The organism is Pseudomonas sp., from assembly GCF_040514055.1.
Classification (GTDB): Bacteria; Pseudomonadota; Gammaproteobacteria; order Pseudomonadales; family Pseudomonadaceae; genus Aquipseudomonas.
The window spans coordinates 1-23,028 of the sequence record NZ_JBEVDL010000001.1 but is presented as its reverse complement, the minus strand read 5'-3'; the positions used below and the strand labels follow the sequence as shown (position 1 = coordinate 23,028).

Below are 23,028 nucleotides of genomic sequence, written 5' to 3'. Positions count from 1 at the left end.
AACCTGTGGGAGGCGCGCCCTCGCGCCGAAGGGGGCCGGGTTACCTGGCTGTTGCCCATGGATCACCCCACCACGGCTTCGGCCCGAGGGCGAGCCTCCTACAAGGGGTTAGAGCTCATCCCTTGCCAAGCCCCGCGATACTGCATGGCACCCTTTTGCGTGTGGCTCATGCGCATAGTGTCCACAGGCGTTAGAGCGCCAGCTGAAAAAAGCCCTGAGCGAGACTGTCGCCATTGACCAGCAACTCCACCCGGTGGCGGCCGGCGTAATGCACCCGGGTGGTCAGGTTGCGCAGGTGTTGGCGGTGCTGGATCGCCAGGGTGTCGCCCGCCGCCAGGGTCACTTCCTTGAGCTTGAATACCTTGCCCGAGGTACCCCCGGACTTCTTCACATAGTGCAGCCGGTAATCCAGCACCAGGCGCTGGGCGGTGCTTGCGGTCGACTGCAGGACGACATTCAGCTGCAGGTGTTCGCCCAGCAGCAGTTCGCCGGGCTGCAAGCTGAAGCTGTGCAGGGCGACCTGGGCGGTGGCCCCGGCGCCGATCAACGTCAGCGCCCGCCGGTCGCCCTGTTTGATCAACGTGCGCAAGGCATGGCGCGCGATCCAGGCGCAGGCCGAATCGTCCAGCGGCCAGGCCTCGAGCCGGTTCAACACCCAGTCAGGGTGGTCCTTGGCGATGTCGTTGAGGTGATTGGCCACCGAGGTGCGCACCGAGCGATCGGAGTCATGGCGCAGCCGCTCGAGGATTCCCGCCACCGGGCCGGGGTCCTCGACCAAGGCGGTCAGGCGGAACGACCAGGGCAATCGCGGTCGGCAGCCTTCACTGGCCAGACGGCGCACGGCCGGCGTTTCGTCCAGTGCCCAGGCGTGCATGACGGCCAGGGTGCGCTCAGGTTCGCGGCGCAGAAATTCGCGGATGGCGAACTCCGCGGAACCGAAGACCGTGAAGAACTTCAGCGCGGCCATCGATTCGTCGAAGTGTTCCAGCCCGTACAGCGCCACGTAATCGGGCAGCACCAGGGTAACAAAACCATGCTCGATGCGCGGCGCCAGCTGGCGCAGGATCACCAAGGCCTCGGCAAAATCGTCCGGCAGCCCGGCCCGCAGGCACAGGCTCATGCGGCGCAGGCGCTGCATCAGTGACAAGCCCTCGAGGCCCTCCAACCCCTGGGCGACGAACGCCGCGGCATCGAAGCCCGGATGGATCACTCGCAACTGCTCGGCGACCTGCCGAAAGCGCGCGGGGTTGAAGATGTCCTTTAACAGGGCGGGTTCGCTCATGGCACTTCCACCGCGCGGGCGCGGACGACGGGGTGATCGCCGATGGTAAAGCCTGCTCGGCGCACGCGACAGCGACAACCGCGCCGCACTGTGGCCTGGGTAACAAACGCCATCCCGCCGCGGCGCCATGGCCCAGTCAAAACGCCCTAAAGTAATAACTAAAAAGTATTTATTTTAGATGATCTAGATCATTTAGCTTTAAGTCAGCGCAACACCGGCGCTGTCGAGACGGTGTTGCCCTGCGAACTGTCGCGCCCGCAACAGCGGGCCACTGCTGCCCAGGCAACAGCGAATCAACAGTTGCCCTGCCTGGCAACACGGCAAATGTTCTCCGAAAAACATAGGCTATTGATTATAAAGGTTTGTATTCATGGTACAGGTTTTGCTCCACGGATCGGACACCCTACTTCCAACAGGAACCCTTGCCATGTCCACCCCGTTGAACCTCGTCGCCATTTCCGGCGGCGCCTACCGTCCCTCCCGCACGCTGGCGCTGACCGAGGCCCTGATCGTGGCCCTGCAGCAGCACCTGCCATTGACCCCGCGGATCATCGAGCTGGGCGACATTGCCCGACCCTTGGGCGGCGCCTTGTCGCGCCAGGAGCTGCCCGCGCAGGTGGAGGCGCAGTTGCAGGCCATCGAGAACGCGGACCTGCTGGTCGTCGCCACCCCGGTTTACCGCGGCTCCTACCCGGGCCACCTGAAGCACCTGTTCGACCTGATCGGCGTCGACGCCCTGGTCGACAAGCCGGTGCTGCTGGCCGCCACGGGCGGCAGCCAACGCCATGCCCTGGTGATCGATCACCAGTTACGTCCGCTGTTCAGTTTCTTCCAGGCCATGACCCTGCCCATTGGCGTCTACGCCAGCGAAGCCGATTTCAGCGACTACCGCGTCAGCAACGAGGCGCTGCAGACCCGCATCCGCCTGGCCGCCGCCCGTACCGCCGCGCTCTTTGCGGCCCCCGTCCCACGCCTGCTGAAAACCGCCTGAGGAGGTGCCGATGAATGTCTTCTGGTTTCTCCCCACCCATGGCGACGGCCATTACCTCGGCACCAGCCAGGGCGCCCGCCCGGTCACCCTGCCCTACCTCAAGCAGGTGGCCCAGGCGGCGGACAGCCTGGGGTACCACGGCGTGCTGATTCCCACCGGACGCTCCTGCGAGGATTCCTGGGTAGTCGCCTCGGCCCTGGTACCCTTGACCGAACGCCTGCGTTTTCTGGTGGCGATCCGCCCGGGCATCATTTCGCCCACGGTGTCGGCGCGCATGGCGGCCACCCTCGATCGCTTGTCCAACGGACGCTTGTTGATCAACGTGGTAACCGGCGGCGACCCGGACGAAAACAGCGGTGACGGCCTGCACCTGAGCCACGACCAGCGCTATGAGTTGAGCGCCGAGTTCCTGCATATCTGGCGCCGGGTGCTGCAAGGTGAGGCCGTGGACTACGCCGGCCAACACCTGCAGGTCAAAAACGCCAAGGCACTCTACCCGCCCGTACAGCGACCCTATCCGCCGCTGTATTTTGGCGGTTCCTCCGAGGCCGCCCACGACCTGGCCGCCGAGCAGGTCGACGTCTACCTGACCTGGGGCGAACCGCCGGCCGCGGTCGCCGCGAAGATCGCCGACATCCGGGCCCGTGCTGCCCGCCAAGGGCGGAACCTGAAGTTCGGCATCCGCCTGCACGTCATCGTACGGGAAACCGAAGAGCAGGCCTGGCAGGCCGCCGATCGCCTGATCGAACGCATTTCCGACGCGACCATCGCCTCGGCGCAGCAGGCGTTCGCCCGCTTCGACTCAGAAGGCCAGCGGCGCATGGCGGCGCTGCACGGCGGCCGGCGCGATCAGCTGGAGGTTTACCCCCATCTGTGGGCCGGGGTCGGCCTGGTGCGCGGCGGCGCCGGCACCGCGCTGGTGGGCAATCCACAGCAGGTGGCCGGACTGATCCGGCAATACGCCGACCTGGGTATCGACACCTTTATCTTTTCCGGCTACCCGCACCTGGAGGAAGCCTATCGCTTCGCCGAACTGGTCTTTCCGCTGTTGCCCGAACCCTATGCCAGCCTGGCCGGCCGCGGGATCAGCAACCTGACCGGTCCCTTCGGCGAGATGATCGCCAACGACCAACTGCCGCAGGCCAAACAGCCTGTTAGCGCCTGAGCGGGGCCACCCCTTGCCTGGCCCTTTTCCAGCTTCCCACGAGGAACGGTTCGTGAGCGTACACCCCTTAACCACCCCATTGTCGTCCCTGCAGATCGCCCGCGCGCTGGCCGCCAGCTTCGCCGAGACGGCAGCCGAGCGCGACCTGCAAGGCGGCACGCCGAAGGCCGAACGCGACGCGCTGCGACGCAGCGGCCTGCTGGCCCTGAGCATCGACCCGCAATACGGCGGCCTGGGCGCCAGCTGGCAGGAGACCCTGGACATCGTCCGCGAATTCGCCCGGGCCGACAGTTCCATCGCCCATGTCTTCGGCTTCCATCACCTGATGCTGGCCACGGTCCGCTTGTTTTCCCGACCGGACCAATGGGAGCCCTGGTTCGAGCTGACCGCGAGCAAACGCTGGTTCTGGGGCAATGCCCTGAACCCCCTGGACACCCGAACCCGGGTCACCCGCCGCGACGGCTGGCGAGAGTTCTCCGGCAAGAAGAGCTTCTGTTCCGGCGCCAGCGATTCGCAGATGCTGATCGCCTCGGCGGTGGACGAAAGCGCCGGCGGCAAGCTGCTGATCGCCGCTATTCCCAGCGGCCGCAGCGGCATCACCCTGCACGACGACTGGGACAATATGGGCCAGCGGCAGACCGACAGCGGCAGCGCCACCTTCGAACGGGTGCGCGTCGAGGAAAACGAGCTGCTGCTCGATCCGGGGCCACTGAGCACGCCGTTCGCCTGCCTGCGGCCACTGATCGCCCAGCTGATCTTCGTCAACCTGTTCCTCGGCATCAGCGAAGGGGCGTTCGAGGACGCCCGCCAGTACAGCCTTCATCAGGCCCGTCCCTGGTTCAAATCCCCGGCCGACTCGGTCGCCGCAGACCCCTACATCCTGCGCCACTACGGCGAGTTCTGGGTCGGGCTCGAAGGTGTACGCCTGCTCACCGAACGGGCCAATGCCCTGCTCGACCGCGCCTGGCAGCAACAGCAGGATCTGAGTGCCGAGACCCGCGGCGAACTGGCGCTGGCAATCGCCACGGCCAAGGTCGCGGCCAGCCGTACGGGCCTGGACCTGACCAGTCGACTGTTCGAGGTCGGTGGCGCGCGGGCCACCCACGCCGCCCTGCGCCTGGACCGCTACTGGCGCAACCTGCGCACCCAGACCCTGCACGACCCGCTGGATTACAAGCTGCATGAACTTGGCGATTGGGCCCTGAACCGATCGCTGCCCACCCCCACCTTCTATTCGTAGCCCTCCTATGCATCTGCTGACCCTGCCCCCCTCGCCCGCCCTCGCCACGTCCATCCGGGCCACCGCCCAGGTGTTCGAGGACCCCAAATCCCAAGCCCTGCTGGCGCACCTGCAGCAGGTGGCGCCGAGCGACGCCAGCGTGCTGATCATCGGCGAAACCGGCACCGGCAAGGAGCTGGTGGCGCGCCATGTGCACAACCTCAGTGGTCGCCGCAACGGCCCCTTTGTCGCGGTGAACTGCGGCGCGTTTTCCGCCAACCTGGTGGAAGCCGAGCTGTTCGGCCATGAAAAAGGCGCCTTTACCGGCGCCTTCGGCGCCAAGGCCGGTTGGTTCGAGGAGGCCAACGGCGGCACCCTGTTTCTCGACGAGATCGGCGACCTGCCACTGGAAATGCAGGTCAAGCTGCTGCGGGTGTTGCAGGAGCGCGAGGTGGTCCGCCTGGGGTCACGCAAGAGCATCCCGATCAACGTGCGGGTGCTGGCCGCCACCAACGTGCAGCTGGAAAAGGCGATCAACGCCGGCAACTTCCGCGAGGACCTGTATTACCGGCTGAACGTCGTCAGCCTGACGCTCAACCCGCTGCGCGAACGGCCGGGCGATATCCTGCCGCTGACCCGGCACTTCGTCGCCGAATACAGCCGGCGCCTGGGCTACGCCGAGATCGCCCTGGACCAGGCGGCCCAGCAGAAACTGATCAGCTACGCCTGGCCGGGCAATATCCGCGAGCTGGAAAACGTCATTCACCACACCCTGCTGCTGTGCCGCGACAACCTGATCCAGGCCCATGACCTGCACCTGTCCAGCCTGCGGCTGGAGCGCCGGGAGGATCCCGGGCGTCCCGATAATTCGGCCCAGGCCCTGCTGGCCCAAGCCTTCCAGCGGTTGTTCGAGGAACAGGGCGGCGGCGTCCACGAGAAAGTCGAGGAGGCCCTGCTGCGCGCGGCCTACCGCTTCTGCCACTACAACCAGGTGCACACCGCCCAGCTGCTGGGCCTGAGCCGCAACGTCACTCGCAGCCAGTTGATCCGCATCGGCGAACTGGTGGTGAACAAACGCCGCCCGGTGCCGACGGTGCCGGATGTCCAGGGCAGCCGTTTGTACAACCTGTCGATCTGAGGCATTCGGTCAGTCCGCCGCGCGGCCCAGGTAAAAGGCCGCCAGGTCGCCCTGGGCGGCCAGCGCGGCGGCCTCGCCCTGGCCGGCGACTCGCCCGTTCTCCAGCACGTAGGCATAGTGCGCATGCCCCAGGGCCACCCTGAGGTTCTGTTCGGCGATCAGAAAACTGACCCCCTCCTGGCGGTTGAGCCGCCCGACGATCTCGAAGATTTCCTCGACCATCTGCGGCGCCAGGCCCATGGACGGCTCATCGAGCAGCACCAGGCGGGGTCTGGCCATCAGCGCCCGACCGAGGGCGATCATCTGCTGCTCGCCGCCGGAGGTATAACCCGCCAGGCTGCTACGACGCTCGCGCAAGCGCGGGAACAATCCGTAGATGCGCTCCAGTTCGACCTTCAGGGTGCGCCGCGACGGGCGCCGGACAAATGCTCCGACCAGCAGGTTTTCCTCCACCGTCAGTTGGGCAAAACAGCGCCGCCCCTCCAGCACCTGCACCAGGCCGAGCGCGGCCAGCTGGCTGGGCGGCGTAGCACCGATCGATTGACCACGGTAGAAAATCCGTCCGCTCGCCACCTCACCACGCTCGCTGGTGACCAGGTTGGAGATGGCTTTCAGGCAGCTGCTCTTGCCGGCGCCATTGGCGCCGATCAGCGCCACCACCTGGCCCTCGCGGACCTCCAGGGACAGGCCGCGCACGGCCAGGATAATACCTTCGTACAACACCTCGACCTGCTCGAGGCGCAAAATGGCAGAGTGGGGCATGGCGCTTCCCTCGGTAGTCGGCAAAGCCCTGGCACCGCGTCGAGTGCGGCGCCAGGGTCCAGGGGATCAGCCTTCCTGGCTGCAATCACGCGGGGTGATGCCCTTTTCCTTGGCATAACGCAGCGACGAGGCCTCGATGATCGGCCGCAGCAGCGCCCGATCGGCCTGTACCCAATCGCTGATCAGCTGCCATTGCTGACCGTCCCACTGCTGGAAGCGCACCGCGCCGCCGCCCTCGTGGTCGGCGCAGGACAGCTGCAACGGTTGCACCAGGCCCAGGGCACCCAGCTCCTTCAGCCGCGCCTCGTCCAGCTTGAGGTGCTCGAAGCCCCAGCGCACCTGTTCGCCGGTCAGCGGCTGCTGACCGTACTTGGCCTGGGCGATGCGCACGGCCTCGACGTTAAGGATGCCGTTGACCACCCCGAGGTTGTAATACACGGTACCAAAACGCTTGGGATCGGCCAGGTCGCCCTTGCCGGCATCGATCACGGCGCTGCGGATACCCTGCAGCACCGGGAACTCGGTGCCCGAGGGATGGGTGGTGATGGCGATAAAACCCTTGGCCGCGGCGCCAGCCGGGGCGGCGTCATCCTCGGAGTTGCTCCAGATATTGCCGATGATGTGATCGGCCGGGAAACCGACCTTCTGCGCGGTTTTCAGCGCCACCGGGTTCATCACGCCCCAGCCGCGCAGGATCACCCAGTCCGGCTTGGCCCGGCGGATATTCAGCCATTGCGATTGCTGTTCGTTCCCCGGGTGCGGCACTTCCAGCAGGGTCAGCTCGAAACCGTAGCGGTCGGCCAGGGTTTGCAGCACCTCGTTGGTTTCCTTGCCGTAGGGCGAGCCGTGGTAGAGGGTGACGATCTTCTGGCCCTTGAGTTTCTCCAGGCCACCGGCCCGCTGGCCGATGTAATTGACGATGGCCGAGACCTCGGAATAGGGGTTCAGCTGCAGGGGGAAGGCATAAGGAAAGACCCGGCCGTCGGTGGAATCGGTGCGGCCGTGGTTAATGGTGATCAGCGGCAACTTGTCCGCGGTGGAACGCTCCAGGGTGGCGTAGGCGATGCCCACCGAGAGTGGGTTGGTCGCCGCGGCAGGGGCCCCGTCCAAGCCCTTTTTCAGGCGCTCGTAGCATTCCACGCCACGCTCGACCACGTATTCGGTTTCGCACTCACTCCAGGTCAGCTTGACCCCGTTGACCCCGCCGTTGGCATTGACGTACTGCAGGTAATCGATAAAGCCGCCGAAAAATCCGCTGCCGCCGGCAGCATAGGGGCCGACCCGGTAACTCTGCAGCGGAAAGTATTGCGCGGGGTCCGCCTGGACTGCGCCCGAGGTCAGGCTCAAGAGCAAGGCCAGCTGGCTGAAGCGGTGTTTTAACATTGCACGGTTCCTTATCGAAGCACTGGGGTCATGGATAAACAGGGGGCAAGACCGGTCGTTTCACGAGCGCAGCGGCCAGCGCCGCGCCCGTTCGCGAAGGCCTTGCCAGAGGCGCGCCAGGCCCTCCGGTTCCTTGATCAGAACCAGGATGATCAGCGCGCCAAAGAGCATTTTTTGCAGGTTTTCCAGTTGCCCGGAATCGATCAGGCCGGGCGGCAACAGGCCGGCCAGGTTCGACAACAACAGCGGGAACAGCACGATAAAGGCGGCGCCCAGGAAGTTGCCGAGCAAGCTGCCCAGGCCACCGAGGATGACGATAAACAGCACCTGGAAAGAGCGGTTCAGGTCGAACCCCTGGGGCTCCACCGTGCCCAGGTAGGTGAAGGCCCAGAGCGCCCCGGCGATGCCCAGGTAAAAGCCGCTGATGGCGAAGGCCAGCAACTTGCTTTTGAGCACGCCGATGCCGATCACCGCCGCCGCGGTGTCCATGTCGCGCACCGCCATCCAGTTGCGGCCCAGGGCACTGCGCACCAGGTTGTTGGCCAGCCAGAACAGGGCGGCGACCACGCCCAGGGTCAGCAGGTAACGGCCCACCGGCGTGCTGAAATCCTGGCCGAACAGTTCCAGGGGCGGTGCGCTGATCACCCCGGAGGCGTTGCCGTTGGAAAACCAGCTGAACCGGGTCAATAGCCAGGGGATGAAAAACTGCGCGGCGAGGGTCGAAGCCAGCAGGTAAAAGCCCTTGATCCGCAGGCTCGGCAGGCCGAACAGCAGCGCCACCAGCGCCGTCAGCAACCCGCCCAGCAGCAGGCTGAGCAGCAACGGCAGCTCCGCCACCCGGACCTCGAGGTTGTAGGTGGTAAACGCGCCCACGGCCATGAAGGCCGCCGAACCGAGGGACAGCTGCCCGGCGTAGCCGCTCAGCAGGTTAAGCCCCAGGCCGGCCAGGGACAGCACCAGAAAGGGAATCAGGATGGCGCTGAGCCAATAATCGTTGCCCAGCCAGGGCACCCCCAGCGCGGCGAACAGCAGCAACAGGTACAGGCCCAGGCGATCCTGGCGCAGGCGAAACAGGCGCCGGTCCTGGGCATAGCGGCAGCTGAACTGGCCGCTTTCGGTGTACAACATCGAGTGCTCCTTGGGGGCCCTGCGGCCCTGGATCGTGCAGCGGAAATTCAGACCCGTTCGATGGGCCGTTCGCCGAACAGCCCCGCGGGGCGTACCAGCAGGAACAGCAGCGCGAGGGCGTAGGGAAACCAGTTTTCCAGGCCGCTGCCGATCAGCGGACCGAGATAGACCTCGGCGAGTTTCTCCGCGGCGCCGACGATCAGCCCGCCGACGATCGCCCCGCCAATCGAGGAAAAGCCGCCGATGATCAGCACCGGCAAGGCCTTGAGCACCACCAGCGACAGGGAGAACTGCACTCCCAGACGCGCGCCCCAGAGCAGGCCGGCGACCAGGCCGACAAACCCGGCGACCGCCCATACCAACACCCAGATGCGTTCCAGGCGGATGCCCACCGCCAGGGCAGCCAGCGGATCGTCCGCCACCGCGCGCAGCGACAGCCCGACCCGGGTGCGGTTGAACAGCAGCGACAGCACCAGTACCAGCCCGCCGGCGGTGGCGGCCGAGAACAGGTCGAGCGGCGACAGCAACAGCTCGCCCAACTCCAGGGGCGCATCGCTGATGCCCAGCTCGAGGCCGTGCACCTGGGTGCCCCAGACCGCCTGGGCGGCGCCCTCGAGCAGGTAGGACAGCCCCAGCGTGGCGAGAAACAGGGTGATCGGCGGCCTGTTGACCAGCGGCCGCAGCACCATCCGCTCGACCATCACCGCCAGCGCCAGCATCACCGCCAGGGTGATGGCAAAGGCCAGCCAGAACGGCAGGCCGCGCTCCACCAGGCTGACGAAGGTCAGCGCGGCGAACAGCACCATGGCGCCCTGGGCGAAATTGAACACCCCCGAGGCCTTGTAGATCAGCACGAAGCCAATGGCGACCAGGGCGTACATCAGCCCCGCCATCAGCCCGCCTAGCAGTACTTCGAAAAAAAACGCCATACACCGGTCCTGCCTGTTGTGCCTGTTGCCAATGGTTAGGAGGCCGCGCGACTGCCGAGGTAGGCGGCAATTACCTCGGGGTTGCGCCGCACGGCGTCCGGCGTGCCGTCGCCGATCTTGTGGCCGTGGTCCAGCACCACCACGTGCTGGGCCAGCGCCATCACCACCCCGATGTCGTGCTCGATCAGCACCACGGTGGTGGCGAATTCGCGGTTGATGTCCCGGATATACCGGCTCATGTCCTGCTTTTCCTCGGCGTTCATCCCCGCCATGGGCTCGTCCAGCAGCAGCAGGCGCGGTTCGGCGGCCAGCGCCCGGGCGAGTTCGACGCGTTTCTGCAAGCCATAGGGCAAGGTGCCGACCCGCGCGTCGCGCCAGGGCTGGATTTGCAGAAAGGCCAGCACCCGCTCGGCCGCTTCGCGCTGGCGGTCATCCTCGCGCGGCGCGCGACCGACCCGCAGCGCCTGTTCCAGCCAGCTGCTGCGGCGTTTGAGGGTGCGGCCACAGAGCACGTTGTCCAGCACGCTCATGCCCTTGAACAAGGCGATGTTCTGGAAGGTACGGGCGATGCCATGGGCCGCGGCGTCCTGGGGCTGCATGCGGCGGCGCGACTCGCCGGCGAAGCGGATCTGCCCCTGCTGCGGCTGGTAGACGCCATTGATCAGGTTGAGCAACGAACTCTTGCCGGCGCCGTTGGGCCCGATCAGGGCGCAGATCTCCCCCTGCGCCACTGCGAAACCGATGCCGCTGAGGGCCTGCACACCGCGAAAGGCCAGGCCGATATCCACCAGTTCCAACAGGGGTGCGGGGGTGGTTTGATCAGACATGCGCGTGCTCCTTCCAGCCCGGCCGAGCCAGGCTGTCGACCCAGGGTGGCGGTGCGACGCGCGCCGTGGGCGCCGTGGGCGCGCTGGCCTGCCAGCGGTCGGCCTCCGGCCAGGTACGCACCTCGATGCCCAGCGCGCTGAAAAACGCCCGTACCGGCTCGTCCAGCGGCTCGCCCACCAACAAGGGGACCCGGGTCCGGCTCAAGCCCAGCAGGTCGCGCAAGGGCCGGCGAAACAGCAGATGGCCGAAGCCGCCGGCCAGTCCGCGCGGTTGCGCCACCAGCGCCGCCTCCAGCCAACGGCGGCGCCAGCTGCCCACCGCCGGCAGGCGCTGTTGCACCCGCGCGTACAGGCGGCCGTAGGTCTCCCGGGTGCCCAGCACCAGGGTAGGGCCCAACGCCCGGCGATCGCTGTCGCGGGTGGCCAGGCTTTCCGGAAAATTCAATCGAAACCCGGCGATCAGCCAGGGCGCCAGCAGGTAACGCGCCTGACCACCGGCGGCAAAGGCCCGGGCAGCCAGGGCTTCCTCACGGTTGCCGAGCCGTTCGGCGCGCACCAGGCGCCGGCCCTCGCGCAGCAGGTCGGCGTGCTCGATACGCTGCGACTCGAGCCCGCCTGCGGCCGCCGACCGGTAAAACACCAGCGCCTCGCGGTTCGCCACGCTGGCCGGACGCGCCAACCCCTGGGAGACCCCGAGCAGGCGGTCGTAGGCCAGCGCCGGAACCCCGTTGCCCAGCCGCACGCGCTCGTCGGCGTAGAGCAACAAGACCGGTGCCAGCTCGGCGGTCTGCAGCCGCTGCAGTTCGTCCGGCCCTTCGGCGAACACGAAGTGCGGCGCCACTAGCCGCAACCCGGCCACCTGCGTGGCATGCTCGTCCAGCGGGTCGAGCAGGGTCGCGACGCCGCCCAGCCACTGCGCCGCCAGGGTCAGCAGCAGTGCTTCCGGGCGTGGCCGACTGAGCAGCAACAGGCTGTCTTCCGCGGTGAAACCCCGCGCCTGCAGGCCGGCGGCGAGCCCCAGCATTTCCTCCGCCGCCTGCTGCCAGCTACGAACCTGCCAGATGCCCAGGCGCTTGTGGCGCAGGGCGACGCCCCGGGGTTGGTGCCGGGCCTGCCACAGCAGCCACTGCGGCAGGCAGGTGGGCCGATCGGCCTGGCCAGGGTTGGACACTGCCATGCTCGCCTTCCTCAGGCCGCCGCTTGCGCGGCAGCGTTCTGGGCTTCCAGGGCCCGAACCAGGGGCAGCACCCGTTCGCCAAAATAGGCGACCTCTTCCTGGAAGTGCAGGAAGCCGGTGAGGATCAGGTCGACCCCGACCGCCTTGAGCGCGACGATTCGCTCGGCGATCTGCTGCGGCGTGCCGATCAGGTTGGTCTTGAAGCCGTCGTTGTACTGCACCAGGTCCTCGAAACTGGACTTGGCCCAATTGCCCTCGCCTTCCGGGCTCGACTTGCCGGCCTGCTTGGCCGCATCGCCGAAGGCGTGCACCGCTTCCGGATCGGCCTGCTCGATGATCTGCGCCAGTACCGCGCGGGCTTCTTCCTCGGTGTCGCGGGCGATGACAAAGGCATTCACCCCGACCTTCACCGAATGGCCGTTGGCCGCGGCCTTGGCGCGCAGGTCGTCGACTTGCAGGGCAATGGCCTGGGGCGTGTTGCCATTGGTGAAGTACCAGTCCGAAACCCGCGCCGCCATGTCCCGCGCCGCCCGCGAGCTGCCACCCTGGAAGATTTCCGGGTGCGGCTGGCCCAGGGGCTTGGGCTTGAGGCTGTAGTCGTTGAACCGGTAGAAATCGCCCTTGAAGGTGAAATGGTCCTGGGTCCAGATGCCCTTCAGGGTGCGGATAAATTCCTCGGAACGGCGATAACGCTCGTCATGCTCCAGCCAGTGTTCGCCGATGGCGGTGAACTCGCCCTTGAACCAGCCGCTGACGATATTCACCGCGATGCGGCCATTGGTCAGCTGGTCGATGGTCGCCAGTTGCTTGGCCGCCAGGGCCGGTTGCCAGGGGCCAGGCAGGATCGCGGCGATCACCTTGAGGGTGGTGGTGGCGGCCAGCAACGCGTGGCTGAAGGCCACGGACTCGTGCTGGTATTCGGCGCCATAACCGGCGGTGAAGCGGATCTGCGACAGCGCGTACTCGAAGCCCGCGCGTTCGGCGATCTGCGCCAGGGTGCGGTTGTAGTCGATATCCCAGCTGGTGCGCTGCTCGATCTTGCTGACGACCAGGCCGCCACTGACGTTGGGGACCCAATAGGCGAATTTGATGGGTTGCTGGCTCATGCTGCTGTCTCCGAAGGCGAGTGGGAACGTAAGGAAAAGGCGTCCGGCCGGCGGGAAGCCAGCTGGGGCAATGCGTGTTCGATGGCCAGCTCGATGCGGGCCTGCAAGGCCGGGTTGTCGATGCGGTAGTCGGAAAAATCCGCTTCGCTGGCATACAGGGCGGTGGCCAGGCTCTGGGCCTGGAAGAAACCGAAAAGCGGGCGCAGCTGGTGATCGATCATCAAGCTGTGCCGCTCGCTGCCGCCGGTGGCTGCCAACAGCACCGGCACCCCGACCAGGGCACGGTGGTCGACGAAGTCGAACAGGTGCTTGAACAAGCCGGTGTAGGACGCCCGGTAGACCGGGCTGGCGGCGATCAGCAGGTCCGCGCCCTCGATGGCGGCGATCTCCTCGCGCAGACGCTCGGGCAGCTGCTCACGTTGCAGCACGCCGGCGAACTGCGGGCCACTGCGGGCCAGGTCGACCAACCGCGTCTCGACCGGCAGCACCTGCTGCAAGCGCGCCAGCAGGGCCTCGACCAGCACCCGGGTCCGCGACGGCTGCTGCACACTGCCGGACACGGCGACCACCCTCAGTAACCTGCTCATAACCATCCTCCGTCCCTATGCCGAACTGGCACCGGTACAAGGCTTAGAGCAGCAACCGTGCCACTATTTTTTTTCGTTATTTTTCATATGGTTGCGATAAATTAACGGAGTCGGCCGTGCTGGCCCGGACACAGCGGTGCTGATTCGCTGTTGCTGGGCGGACAGTGGCTGGAGCAACAGCGGGGACGAGCCCGTGGGCGTCGCTGTTGCCTGGCCAACAGCGCCACAGCAGGCTGTTCGCCCGGCAACAGCGGCAACGCCCTGTTGGGCCTGCACAGGCCCGGAACAGAAGGCGTGGGGCACTGGGCACGGGCTGTGCAACGCTGCTGGAAACGGCCGGACGGCCGTTGCCATCCTTACTGGAGCACGCCGATATGACCGCCCAACGCCAACCGCAGCCGCTCAACCCCCTGTCCACCGGCACCGACTACGAGGCGTTGGCGCAACGCTTCCGACCCTTGTTCGCCCGTATCGCCGAAGGCGCGCTGGCCCGCGAACGCAGCCGCAGCCTGCCCCATGAAGCCATCGACTGGCTCAAGCAGGCCGGCTTTGGCGCCGTGCGCGTGCCCCGCGAATTCGGCGGCGCCGGCGCCTCGCTACCACAACTGGTGCAGTTGCTGATCGAACTGGCCGAAGCCGACTCGGCCCTGCCCCAGGCCCTGCGCGGGCATTTCGCCTTTGTCGAGGACCGTTTGAACGCCGCGCCCGGGCCCGGTCGCGACGCCTGGCTGCAACGTTTTGTCGACGGCCAGCTGGTGGGCAATGCCTGGACCGAAGTCGGCGGCGTGAAACTGGGTGACGTGATCACCCGGGTGCGCCGCCATGAGGACCATTGGCACCTCAGCGGCAGCAAGTACTACAGCACCGGCAGCATCTTCGCCGACTGGATCGACGTCTATGCGCAACGCGAGGATAACGGTGCCGATGTGATCGCGGTGGTCCGCACCCAGCAACCCGGGGTGCGCCAGCAGGACGACTGGGATGGTTTTGGCCAACGCACCACCGGCAGTGGCACCTCGGTGTTCGAGCAGGCGCGGGTCGAGGCGGAACACCTGATCGACTTCGCCGAGCGTTTCAAATACCAGACCGCGTTCTATCAGTTGGTGCTGCTGGCGGTGCTGGCGGGCACCGGCCGCGCGGTGCTGCGAGACATCAGCGAGCAGGTGAGCCAACGCACCCGGGTCTACAGCCATGGCAACGCGCCCCGGGTCAGCCAGGACAGCCAGGTGCAGCAGGTGGTCGGGCAGATCGCCGCCCGCGTGTACGCCGCCGAAGCCACTGCCGTGCGGGCCGCGCAACCGGCCCAGCAGGCCTACGAGGCGCGCTTTGGCGGGGATGCCGAGGCCGAGCGAGCAGCCAATGTGGCGGCGGAAATCGAGTCGGCCAAGGCCCAGGTGATCATCGCCGAGCTGGTGTTACGCGCCAGCTCGGACCTGTTCAATGCCCTGGGCGCCTCGGCGGTCAGCGAAACCAAGGCGCTCGACCGGCACTGGCGCAATGCCCGCACCGCCGCCTCGCACAACCCGCTGATCTACAAGGAACGCATCATCGGCGACTGGGAAATCAACGGCACCGAACCGCCCTATGTCTGGCAGATCGGTGCGGTTAAATGAACCCTTGGGTGCGACTGGGCTTCAGTGATCCTGCTCGCAGTTGACCATCCACGGCACCCCGAAGCGGTCGACCAGCATGCCGAAGCGCGCCGCCCAGAAGGTCTGTTGCAGGGGCATCTGCACGCTGCCGCCCTCGCCCAGGGCCGAGAACAGCCGCTCGGCCTCGGCGACGCTGTCGACGTTCAAGGACACCGAACAGCCGCGCACGCCCTCGTAGGGCTGGCCGGCGCAGGTGTCCGAGCCCATCAGCGCCTGCTCGCCCAGGGCCAGGCGGGCGTGCATGATGTGCTCCGGGTTGTGGGGTGGCATTTGCTCGCTGTCCGGCGCATCGCTAAACCGCATCAAGGCCTCCAGTGGGATGCCCAGGCAGCCGGCATAGAAAGTAAACGCCGCTTCGCACTGACCGTTGAAGGTCAGGTAGGGGGTGATCTGCATGATGTTCTCCTTTTAAGATGATTGACCCATCTGCGCCCGCAGACGGGCTTCCTGTTCCTGCAGTTCGGGGGTCAGGCTGTCGCCGAAATCCGCCGCGTCGAACAGCGGGCGGATCTCGATCTCGCAGTCGCCGGACGAGGGATTGGGGCAACGCTTGAGCCAGTCGATGGCCTGTTCCATGGACTCGACCTGCCACAGCCAGAAGCCGGCGACCAGGTCCTGGGGACGCCCGAACGGGCCCTGGCTGACCTGCCGCTGCGCGCCGCTAAAGGCCACCCGCACACCGCGCGCGCTCGGGTGCAAGCCCTCCCCGGCCAGCATGATCCCGGCCTGCACCAGCTCTTCGTTGAACCGGCCCATGGCAGTCAGCAGTTCTTCGCTGGGCATCACCCCGGCCTCCGACTCCGCGCTGCCCTTGACGATCACCATCACTTTCATCGTTACGCTCCCTGGTTGAGTGAGTCTTCACACCCTAGTCGAGCCGATGACGGTCAAATCGACAGGCCGCCGAATTTTATTTTTCCGCGCCTCGCGCCAGGCCCGCCTTAAGGCTTGAGCATGACCTTGATGCAACCGTCCTGCTTGTCGCGAAAGGTCTTGTACATCTCGGGCCCCTGCTCCAGGGAGACCTGGTGAGTGATGACAAACGAGGGATCGATCTGGCCGTCCTGGATACGCTGCAGCAGGTCGTCGGTCCAGCGGTTGACGTGGGTCTGGCCCATGCGGAACGTCAGCCCCTTGTTCATCGCCGCGCCGAACGGCAGCTTGTCGATCACGCCGCCATAGACGCCCGGAATCGACAGGGTGCCGGCCGGGCGGCAGACATAGATCATCTCGCGCAGCACATGGGCGCGGTCGGTTTCGAGCATCAGCGCCTGCTTGGCGCGGTCGTAGAGCGCGTCCAGCGTACCGCTGGCATGGGCTTCCATGCCGACCGCGTCGATGCATTTTTCCGGCCCCTTGCCACGGGTCAGTTCGGCCAGGCGCTCGACCACGCTCTCGTCGTCGAAATTGAGGGTAATGGCGCCGCCGGCACGGGCCATGGCCAGGCGCTCGGGCACGTTGTCGATGGCGATCACCTGCTCGGCGCCCATCAGTACCGCGCTGCGGATGCTGAACTGGCCGACCGGCCCGGCGCCCCAGATCGCCACCGTGTCGCTCGGCTCGATCTGGCACTGCGCCGCCGCTTGCCAGCCGGTGGGCAGGATATCGCCGAGAAACAGCACCTGCTCGTCGCTCAGGCCCGCGGGGATCACCACCGGCGCCACGTCGGCGAAGGGCACACGTACATATTCGGCCTGTCCGCCCGGATAACCGCCGGTGAGCTGGGTGTAGCCAAACAGGCCGGCGGTGGTGTGGCCAAAGACCCTGTCGGCGACGTCCTTGTGGCGGTTGCTGCGCTCGCAGACCGAAAAATTGCCACGCCGGCATTGCTCGCATTCGCCACAGGCGATGGTAAAGGGCACCACCACCCTATCCCCCACCTTGAGCCTGTTGTTGTAAGGCCCGACCTCCACCACCTCGCCCATAAACTCGTGACCCAGGATGTCACCCTGTTTCATACCGGGCATAAAGCCATCGTAGAGATGCAGGTCGGAGCCACAGATCGCGCAACTGCTGACCTTGATAATGGCGTCGCGGGGCTCCTCGATAACGGGATCGGGAACGGTGTCGTAACGGATATCCTTTTTGCCGTGCCAGCACAGGGCTTTCATGGGCGGATCCTCCAGGTCAGGAATGGGCGGTCCGGGAGCCGGGGGCGGGTGCATCCACCGCCCGCCAGGACCGCAACCCTGGGACCTGGGCTTTAGAGAAAGCCCTGCGCGTAAAAGTGCGACCCTCGTCACGCGGCGGCCTGGCGCTCCGGCATCCGTGCCCCCACGACCCACCTTCAGACCGGGGAAACTGTCTCGACAGACAGCTAAACTCGGCAACGGCCAGAATGGCCCGCCACGGCAAGCAGGATCGATCCCGTCCCTAGCGTCGGAATTATCCAACACCCTCGCCGTGTCCCGCACAGACCCCGCCCGTGAATAACAGGCCCTCGGAAACGGACCCAAGGAAACCCGGCCATGCGCCCACTGATCGCATCACTTAGCTCCTTTGTACTGCTCAGCCTGGTCACGGCCAGCACCCTGGCAGCGCCCGCGGCATCGACCTCCCAAGCGCCCGCGCCGACCAGCGATCCGCTGGCCAGCGGCACCGTGCAGAACGGCACCAAGTGGTTTCGCAAATCCGCCGAGTACCGGATTCTCGCCCTGGAGGCCTTTCGCAGCGCCACCCGGCGCCTGGAAGCCATCGCCGAAACCCGCTACGACCGTAACTGGGTGGTGGTCAGCGACGCCGACGAGACCCTGATCGACAACAGCCTGTACAACCAGGTCAACGATCAGTTGGGGGTCGGCTTCGACCCCAAGACCTGGGACGAATGGGTGGTCAAGCAGCAGGCCGGTGCTATTCCCGGGGCCTTCGACTTCGTCCGTGCGGTGGTCGATGCCGGTGGCAAGCTGGCCATCGTCACCAACCGCGAGCGCGCCCGCGAACCCGAGACCTGGGCCAATCTGGTCGCCCTCGGCATGCCGGACGACCGCAGCGCCATCTGCCTGCTGGGCATCGACGCGGCGCTGGATAAAAAGACCAATACCGAGGAATGGGCCAAGTACGGCTACGCCAACGACAAGGACCGGCGCCGGCGCCTGCTGCGTGAGGGCATCGCCCAGCAGTGCTGGAAAGACCATGGCTGGGCCGCGCGCCACGCCTGGAACCGCCCGCTGGACATCGTCCTGGAAGTGGGTGACAACGTGCAGGACTTCGCCGGCGTCACCCAGGCCGGCGCGGTACCCGAGCAGTTGCTGAGAAAAATCGGCCGCCGCCTGATCCTGCTGCCCAACCCCATGTACGGGTCCTGGGAGAAGTAAGCCGTCCGGCGGGCAGGTGCTGGACGAAACACCGAGGCCGTCATCCTGCGGGCTGGCGCTGAACAACGCGCCGATGCCGCCCTACGTTGATGATCGTTCCCACGCTCCGCGTGGGAATGCCACCTCGGACGCTCCCGCGTCCCACAGCCGCCAACGTCCCGCACACCGATCGTTCCCAAGCTCCCCCGTGGGAACGCCACGCGGGACGCTCCCGCGTCCCACCGCCACCGCCGGCCGGCACACCGATCGTTCTCACGCTCCCGCGTGGGAATGCCACCTCGGACGCTCCCGCGTCCCAACGCCGCCGTCACCACCGTCCCAACGCCGATCGTTCCCACACTCCCGCGTTGATCGTTCCCACGCTCCCGCGTTTGATCGTTCCCACACTCCCGCGCTGATCGTTCCCACGCTCCCGCGTTTGATCGTTCCCACGCTCCCGCGTTGATCGTTCCCACGCTCCCGCGTGGGAATGCAACTCGGGGCGCTCCCGCGTCCCAACGCCGCCGCCACCACCGCCGACCCACCGTAGTGCGCCGAAGGCAATAAGCCGTACAGGCACCTGGTGGGCTGGCACTGAACGGCGTACCGAAACCACCCCCGGCGAGATGTCGCTAAACAACGCGCCAAGACTGCAATCCGGCGGGCTGTCGCTACACAACGCGCCGAGGCCGCCCTACGTCCGCGCGGTGGTGTGCTTGGCCAGCGCGAGCGTGGCGCCCTGTACCTTGCGGGTGTACCAAAATACCCGGCGCACGCCGCGGGTGATGGCGACATAGGCCAGGCGCAAGCTTTCATCGGCCATCGCCTGGTCGTAGCTGTTACGGAAAAAACCCGAATGGGCGTAGAGCGCATTGCGCAGCGGGTGCGGTTCGCTTGGCAGGCCATCGTCGAGAACGATCGCCACCTCGGCCTGCAGCCCCTTGGCGCGGTGGATGGTCATGGCCTTGACCGGCAACTGCGGCTCCAACTGCGCCTGGATCAGCTTGAGCGGTTCGTTGCGCCGACTGAGCAACAGCACCGCGGTCGATTCGCCGCCCGGGCGGGCACGGGCCTCCGCGCATTGACGGCGAATCTGCTCCAGCAGGTGCGGCAGGTCGCGTTTGAGGTCGAAACCGCTGACCAACTTGACCCCATGGTCGCCCGGCTGCAACGGCTTGACCGCCGTGCAGGTCTTGGCCTGCTTGAACGCCACGCCCGTCAACACCGCCTCGCCGTCACGCACCACCGGCTCGATGCTGCGGTAGTTGGTCGTCAGCAACAGCACGGCGCTTTTATGGCCTTTGCCGCGACAGGGAAAGTGCCGGTCGAAGTCCATAAACAGCTCCGGCGAACTGCCACGCCAGCCATAGATCGACTGCCAGTCATCACCGATGGCCATCAGGCTGACCGACTGGCGCTGCGCTGCCAGGGCGCGTTGCACCGCTTGCACCCACTGCAGGATCTGCGGCGAGATATCCTGGAATTCATCGATCAACAGATGGCTCAGCGGCGCCAGGGCCGCGTCCGGCAGTGCCTGACCAGGCACCGTCAGCTGTTCGGTCAGCGCCTGAAAGGCGCCATCGAAAGTGCGCAGGCCCTGCTCGGCCAGGCCCGCCTCGAAGCATGCCCAGAACGGCACCAGCGCCTGGCAAAACAGCCGCTCCGTCTCGGCGCAATCCAGCGCCTGGGGATCCAGCCGATCGAGGCGGATACCGATGCTCTGGATAAACCCCGCCTGGCCATAAAAGGCTTCCACCAGCGGCAGCGCGGCCAACTCCCCGACGAGTTTATAGGTGCCTTGAGGAGCCTGGAGCGCCTCGCCCTCTTCGGCCTTGGCGGGTGCGGGCAAGTCCAATAGCTGATGGATGCACTGGCGAAAATCCCCGTCCTCGGCGTAACAACGCTGGTACGCCTGCTCCAGTAACCGTCGCTGGGCCGGACGCAACCGTCCGCCACCCAGGGGGTTGTCCAGCTCGCCGGCACGGCGGTCGTCGAGCTGTTCGAACCAAACGGGGTTGGCCAGCAGCTCCTTCGCCTGCTGGCCCATGGCCGAGTGAAAGGTGCGCACGCACTGCTGTGCCTGGCTGGCATCGAAGGGAAACTGCCAAAAGGCCAGCACTTTGAGCAGCTGTTCGCGCAGCTGCTGGCAGGAAGCATTGGTAAAGGAGATCACCGTGACACGTGCCGGATCGAGGCCCAGATGACAGAGCATAAAGACCACCCGCAGCACCAGACTGGTGGATTTGCCGGAACCGGCCCCGGCGAAGATACGGGTCAAGGGGCTGCCGGTGAGGATCATCGCCCATTGCTCCTCGGAGGGTGGGCTGACCACCCCGGCCGTCACCGCCCGAGCCACCTGGGCGCGCATGGCGGCCACCTGCGGGGCGGCCACCGCCATCGCTGCCGGTCCGTAGACACCCGCGCGCGCCGACGGCTTCTCCTTGGCCTTGGACGGGCCCTCACCCCCGTCGGGCTTTTTGCGTTTAGCCGCTGGCGCGCCTGGCTGCGCCCGCCCTCGCGTCTTGCCTTGGGTCACAGGCACGGGCGTCACCTGGCGCTGCTGCGCCTCGCGCTCGGCCTGCAAGTAAGCCGTGGTGCGCGGAAAGTAACGCGCCAGCGCCCCGGACAGCAGCCCCTTGTAGCGTTTGACGGCAGCCAGCATGCGACGAATTCCACCCAGAGCTTGAAGTACAGCACTGAATGATAAGGGAATTTAGGCCCGCGCTGGCAGGCCTTCAGTCGTTCAGACCGCGGCAACCTAGTCAAATGTTAGTGACTTGCCCTGGATGCCTACCGCAACGCCTGGAGTATCGCGTTACGCATTAAAACCCCAAGCGGTGCGTGAGAATCAGCCCGAGGGGAATAAAATACAGCAGATCAAAGATAAATCACTACGACCCTTTTTAGCCGTGGGTGATCGCGCCGGCTGCGCCGGTCTGGACCGCCTCGACATCCTGGCTGTCGTCCAGGCGAATAAAAAACGCCGCGTCCTCGGCATCCGGGTCGGAGCTGGCCTTGATCAGGTTGCCGCTCTCGTCCTCGAACTGGATGGCCACCTCCAGCTCGTCCAGGGCAATGGTGTCCAAGCCGTTGTTGATGCGCATGGTGGCCTCGAAGCCCTGCCGCTCCAGGGTCAATTCCTGGACGATCTCGATCACCACCACCGCGCACAAATCCTGGGCCCAGGCCCCGGCACTCCACAGCGCCAGCAGACCGACCATCCATTGCTTGAACATCATTCCCCAACTCCCCGATGGCGGGCAAAAAGCCCACCGAAACTAAACCAACGATACCCAGGACGAGCTGCAACTCGCCAAATCTTATAACCGCCCGGAACACCGGGCTCTTTACCAGACGTAACACGCCCTACACTTCGGCTGAATACAAGATGTGATGCGCAGCTGTTACAAACGGCGTTCCCACCCGACGCGTGGGAACGATCAAAAAACACAGTAGATCAAAAAATATTATCACATCTAATGTTAATCAATTTCGCTACTGGGAAGTAAAGGGAATTCCAAGCTGGGTTGAGATCCATCTTGAGGGTCGCTCTCATCCACATATTGGGAGTCCCAAGGAAAAAATCCATTCCGATCGGGATAGAAACATTGATAACACTTAAAGTCAGAGGAATACCTTAAGCAAGCGAACCCAAGATACTCTTCAAAATTCTCTTTAGAAACCTCTTTAAAAATATATGGACTTGGAGCGATGCCGTGCAAAGGCGTGTCAATTTCTACTCGCCCACCTTTCGAGACGAATTTAGAAATCGCATGAACAATAGCGTGAGAGAGAGAGTCCCCAAATGCAAATACAACAATTTCCGGATGACCAAAATTCTCCCAGAGCCCTATAGAGTAGGCAAAATGTATGTTATGGATTTCAGGATACGGCGCAACCTTCATCACCATATACCCATACTTATCAATCATATCTGAATATTCTTCTGGAAATTCTCTGCTCATCGTCCGCCTCTCCGCCTATCTTCAAAAAAAGCTGTAATATTAACGCTCGCACAAATTCCAGCGACAAACAATCGAAAATCTTTCGGCAGCATATTGCTTTTCAAACGATTGCAGGACCGGCAGGCTTGCGCTGTATTTTCCTCGCCGTTCCCCCCTCCGTCACTATAAGAATGTATATGCTCTTGCTCTCTCGACTGCTCTGAGCCCGGACAGTTGAAAAGTTCCACCAAACAATACTCACGCTGCTTGCTACCACTTTCCTTTTGTTGCGCTCTCTGCGCATTAGACATAGGGGTCGGAGTCTGAGTGATCCCCACAAAAATCCGTGGTGGCTCAAACGCTTGGGCTTGAAGACGTCTGCATGGGCGAGCATCGTGGTTGTCACCAAACAGTCCACGTCCCCGTGATTCCCATGCAGACCGTT

General features: G+C 65.3%; 22 protein-coding genes. 6 read left to right on the top strand and 16 right to left on the bottom strand.

The genetic code is table 11. The features are described 5' to 3' along the window. Positions 1-190: 190 nt before the first annotated feature. Positions 191-1,282, bottom strand: coding sequence for a DNA alkylation repair protein (locus ABWY06_RS00110; RefSeq protein WP_353923517.1), 1,092 nt, complete (start codon positions 1,280-1,282; stop codon positions 191-193). Between the two features lie 427 nt (positions 1,283-1,709). Between ABWY06_RS00110 and msuE (ABWY06_RS00105) the strand changes: the two genes are divergently transcribed. The 4 genes from msuE (ABWY06_RS00105) to ABWY06_RS00090 are packed head-to-tail and all read left to right on the top strand — an operon-like array spanning position 1,710 to position 5,795. After that, entirely contained in the window at positions 1,710-2,273 is a 564-nt protein-coding gene (gene msuE / locus ABWY06_RS00105; protein ID WP_353923516.1) for an FMN reductase, read from the top strand. 10 nt (positions 2,274-2,283) lie between these two features. Next, on the top strand, positions 2,284-3,438 hold the full coding sequence (ssuD, locus tag ABWY06_RS00100; RefSeq protein WP_353923515.1) for an FMNH2-dependent alkanesulfonate monooxygenase: 1,155 nt from the start codon (positions 2,284-2,286) through the stop codon (positions 3,436-3,438). A gap of 52 nt (positions 3,439-3,490) precedes the next feature. Beyond that, positions 3,491-4,678: an acyl-CoA dehydrogenase family protein gene (locus ABWY06_RS00095; RefSeq protein ID WP_353923514.1), complete on the top strand. Its 1,188-nt coding sequence runs from the start codon at positions 3,491-3,493 to the stop codon at positions 4,676-4,678. A 7-nt stretch (positions 4,679-4,685) separates the two neighbouring features. Next, positions 4,686-5,795, top strand: coding sequence for a sigma-54 interaction domain-containing protein (locus ABWY06_RS00090; protein WP_353923513.1), 1,110 nt, complete (start codon positions 4,686-4,688; stop codon positions 5,793-5,795). Positions 5,796-5,804: 9 nt separating this feature from the next. Here the strand turns inward: ABWY06_RS00090 and ABWY06_RS00085 are convergent, their stop codons facing one another. The 8 genes from ABWY06_RS00085 to msuE (ABWY06_RS00050) all read right to left on the bottom strand — a co-directional run bounded on the left by ABWY06_RS00085 (position 5,805) and on the right by msuE (ABWY06_RS00050) (position 13,694). Further along, positions 5,805-6,557, bottom strand: a complete 753-nt coding sequence (locus ABWY06_RS00085) for an ABC transporter ATP-binding protein (protein WP_353923512.1) — start codon at positions 6,555-6,557, stop codon at positions 5,805-5,807. Positions 6,558-6,623: 66 nt separating this feature from the next. Next, on the bottom strand, positions 6,624-7,940 hold the full coding sequence (locus ABWY06_RS00080; RefSeq protein WP_353923511.1) for an ABC transporter substrate-binding protein: 1,317 nt from the start codon (positions 7,938-7,940) through the stop codon (positions 6,624-6,626). A 60-nt stretch (positions 7,941-8,000) separates the two neighbouring features. Then, positions 8,001-9,068, bottom strand: coding sequence for a branched-chain amino acid ABC transporter permease (locus ABWY06_RS00075; RefSeq protein ID WP_353923510.1), 1,068 nt, complete (start codon positions 9,066-9,068; stop codon positions 8,001-8,003). 47 nt (positions 9,069-9,115) lie between these two features. Beyond that, positions 9,116-9,997 (bottom strand): branched-chain amino acid ABC transporter permease, encoded by an 882-nt coding sequence (locus ABWY06_RS00070; RefSeq protein ID WP_353923509.1) that lies wholly within the window; start codon positions 9,995-9,997, stop codon positions 9,116-9,118. A 35-nt stretch (positions 9,998-10,032) separates the two neighbouring features. Then, complete coding sequence (locus ABWY06_RS00065) at positions 10,033-10,824, bottom strand: ABC transporter ATP-binding protein (RefSeq protein ID WP_353923508.1); 792 nt, start codon at positions 10,822-10,824, stop codon at positions 10,033-10,035. Beyond that, positions 10,817-12,001, bottom strand: a complete 1,185-nt coding sequence (locus tag ABWY06_RS00060; protein ID WP_353923507.1) for an AMP-binding protein — start codon at positions 11,999-12,001, stop codon at positions 10,817-10,819. The genes ABWY06_RS00065 and ABWY06_RS00060 overlap by 8 nt, the downstream gene beginning before the upstream one ends. A gap of 11 nt (positions 12,002-12,012) precedes the next feature. Next, on the bottom strand, positions 12,013-13,107 hold the full coding sequence (gene sfnG / locus ABWY06_RS00055; RefSeq protein ID WP_353923506.1) for a dimethylsulfone monooxygenase SfnG: 1,095 nt from the start codon (positions 13,105-13,107) through the stop codon (positions 12,013-12,015). Then, positions 13,104-13,694, bottom strand: coding sequence for an FMN reductase (msuE, locus tag ABWY06_RS00050; RefSeq protein WP_353923505.1), 591 nt, complete (start codon positions 13,692-13,694; stop codon positions 13,104-13,106). The genes sfnG and msuE (ABWY06_RS00050) overlap by 4 nt, the downstream gene beginning before the upstream one ends. A gap of 374 nt (positions 13,695-14,068) precedes the next feature. On the opposite strand from msuE (ABWY06_RS00050), the gene ABWY06_RS00045 reads away from it, so the two are divergent. Continuing rightward, positions 14,069-15,307, top strand: a complete 1,239-nt coding sequence (locus ABWY06_RS00045) for an acyl-CoA dehydrogenase family protein (RefSeq protein WP_353923504.1) — start codon at positions 14,069-14,071, stop codon at positions 15,305-15,307. 21 nt (positions 15,308-15,328) lie between these two features. Here ABWY06_RS00045 and ABWY06_RS00040 read toward each other — a convergent pair whose 3' ends face one another. From ABWY06_RS00040 to ABWY06_RS00030, 3 genes are all read right to left on the bottom strand, one after another. Continuing rightward, positions 15,329-15,742 (bottom strand): VOC family protein, encoded by a 414-nt coding sequence (locus ABWY06_RS00040; RefSeq protein ID WP_353923503.1) that lies wholly within the window; start codon positions 15,740-15,742, stop codon positions 15,329-15,331. A 12-nt stretch (positions 15,743-15,754) separates the two neighbouring features. After that, positions 15,755-16,180, bottom strand: a complete 426-nt coding sequence (locus ABWY06_RS00035) for a YciI family protein (RefSeq protein WP_353923502.1) — start codon at positions 16,178-16,180, stop codon at positions 15,755-15,757. Positions 16,181-16,287: 107 nt separating this feature from the next. Further along, positions 16,288-17,457, bottom strand: a complete 1,170-nt coding sequence (locus tag ABWY06_RS00030; RefSeq protein ID WP_353923501.1) for a zinc-dependent alcohol dehydrogenase — start codon at positions 17,455-17,457, stop codon at positions 16,288-16,290. Positions 17,458-17,814: 357 nt separating this feature from the next. Here ABWY06_RS00030 and ABWY06_RS00025 point away from each other — a divergent pair, with 357 nt between their 5' ends. After that, positions 17,815-18,660, top strand: a complete 846-nt coding sequence (locus ABWY06_RS00025; RefSeq protein ID WP_353923500.1) for an HAD family acid phosphatase — start codon at positions 17,815-17,817, stop codon at positions 18,658-18,660. A 673-nt stretch (positions 18,661-19,333) separates the two neighbouring features. Here ABWY06_RS00025 and ABWY06_RS00020 read toward each other — a convergent pair. The 4 genes from ABWY06_RS00020 to ABWY06_RS00005 form a co-directional block, all read right to left on the bottom strand. Further along, entirely contained in the window at positions 19,334-21,301 is a 1,968-nt protein-coding gene (locus tag ABWY06_RS00020) for a UvrD-helicase domain-containing protein (protein ID WP_353923499.1), read from the bottom strand. 241 nt (positions 21,302-21,542) lie between these two features. Continuing rightward, on the bottom strand, positions 21,543-21,878 hold the full coding sequence (locus ABWY06_RS00015) for a hypothetical protein (RefSeq protein WP_353923498.1): 336 nt from the start codon (positions 21,876-21,878) through the stop codon (positions 21,543-21,545). 243 nt (positions 21,879-22,121) lie between these two features. Continuing rightward, the gene (locus tag ABWY06_RS00010) at positions 22,122-22,604 is read right to left on the bottom strand and encodes a DUF4262 domain-containing protein (RefSeq protein ID WP_353923497.1); all 483 of its coding nucleotides are present in this window, start codon (positions 22,602-22,604) and stop codon (positions 22,122-22,124) included. Continuing rightward, positions 22,601-22,894, bottom strand: a complete 294-nt coding sequence (locus tag ABWY06_RS00005; RefSeq protein ID WP_353923605.1) for an HNH endonuclease — start codon at positions 22,892-22,894, stop codon at positions 22,601-22,603. The genes ABWY06_RS00010 and ABWY06_RS00005 overlap by 4 nt, the downstream gene beginning before the upstream one ends. Positions 22,895-23,028 lie beyond the last annotated feature (134 nt).

Coding starts and splice junctions, on each gene's coding strand:
- ABWY06_RS00110 (WP_353923517.1), bottom strand. CDS start 1,282: ATGAGCGAACCCGCCCTGTTAAAGGACATCTTCAACCCCGCGCGCTTT.
- msuE (WP_353923516.1), top strand. CDS start 1,710: ATGTCCACCCCGTTGAACCTCGTCGCCATTTCCGGCGGCGCCTACCGT.
- ssuD (WP_353923515.1), top strand. CDS start 2,284: ATGAATGTCTTCTGGTTTCTCCCCACCCATGGCGACGGCCATTACCTC.
- ABWY06_RS00090 (WP_353923513.1), top strand. CDS start 4,686: ATGCATCTGCTGACCCTGCCCCCCTCGCCCGCCCTCGCCACGTCCATC.
- ABWY06_RS00085 (WP_353923512.1), bottom strand. CDS start 6,557: ATGCCCCACTCTGCCATTTTGCGCCTCGAGCAGGTCGAGGTGTTGTAC.
- ABWY06_RS00080 (WP_353923511.1), bottom strand. CDS start 7,940: ATGTTAAAACACCGCTTCAGCCAGCTGGCCTTGCTCTTGAGCCTGACC.
- ABWY06_RS00075 (WP_353923510.1), bottom strand. CDS start 9,068: ATGTTGTACACCGAAAGCGGCCAGTTCAGCTGCCGCTATGCCCAGGAC.
- ABWY06_RS00070 (WP_353923509.1), bottom strand. CDS start 9,997: ATGGCGTTTTTTTTCGAAGTACTGCTAGGCGGGCTGATGGCGGGGCTG.
- ABWY06_RS00065 (WP_353923508.1), bottom strand. CDS start 10,824: ATGTCTGATCAAACCACCCCCGCACCCCTGTTGGAACTGGTGGATATC.
- ABWY06_RS00060 (WP_353923507.1), bottom strand. CDS start 12,001: ATGGCAGTGTCCAACCCTGGCCAGGCCGATCGGCCCACCTGCCTGCCG.
- sfnG (WP_353923506.1), bottom strand. CDS start 13,107: ATGAGCCAGCAACCCATCAAATTCGCCTATTGGGTCCCCAACGTCAGT.
- msuE (WP_353923505.1), bottom strand. CDS start 13,694: ATGAGCAGGTTACTGAGGGTGGTCGCCGTGTCCGGCAGTGTGCAGCAG.
- ABWY06_RS00045 (WP_353923504.1), top strand. CDS start 14,069: ATGACCGCCCAACGCCAACCGCAGCCGCTCAACCCCCTGTCCACCGGC.
- ABWY06_RS00040 (WP_353923503.1), bottom strand. CDS start 15,742: ATGCAGATCACCCCCTACCTGACCTTCAACGGTCAGTGCGAAGCGGCG.
- ABWY06_RS00035 (WP_353923502.1), bottom strand. CDS start 16,180: ATGAAAGTGATGGTGATCGTCAAGGGCAGCGCGGAGTCGGAGGCCGGG.
- ABWY06_RS00030 (WP_353923501.1), bottom strand. CDS start 17,457: ATGAAAGCCCTGTGCTGGCACGGCAAAAAGGATATCCGTTACGACACC.
- ABWY06_RS00025 (WP_353923500.1), top strand. CDS start 17,815: ATGCGCCCACTGATCGCATCACTTAGCTCCTTTGTACTGCTCAGCCTG.
- ABWY06_RS00020 (WP_353923499.1), bottom strand. CDS start 21,301: ATGCTGGCTGCCGTCAAACGCTACAAGGGGCTGCTGTCCGGGGCGCTG.
- ABWY06_RS00015 (WP_353923498.1), bottom strand. CDS start 21,878: ATGATGTTCAAGCAATGGATGGTCGGTCTGCTGGCGCTGTGGAGTGCC.
- ABWY06_RS00010 (WP_353923497.1), bottom strand. CDS start 22,604: ATGAGCAGAGAATTTCCAGAAGAATATTCAGATATGATTGATAAGTAT.
- ABWY06_RS00005 (WP_353923605.1), bottom strand. CDS start 22,894: ATGTCTAATGCGCAGAGAGCGCAACAAAAGGAAAGTGGTAGCAAGCAG.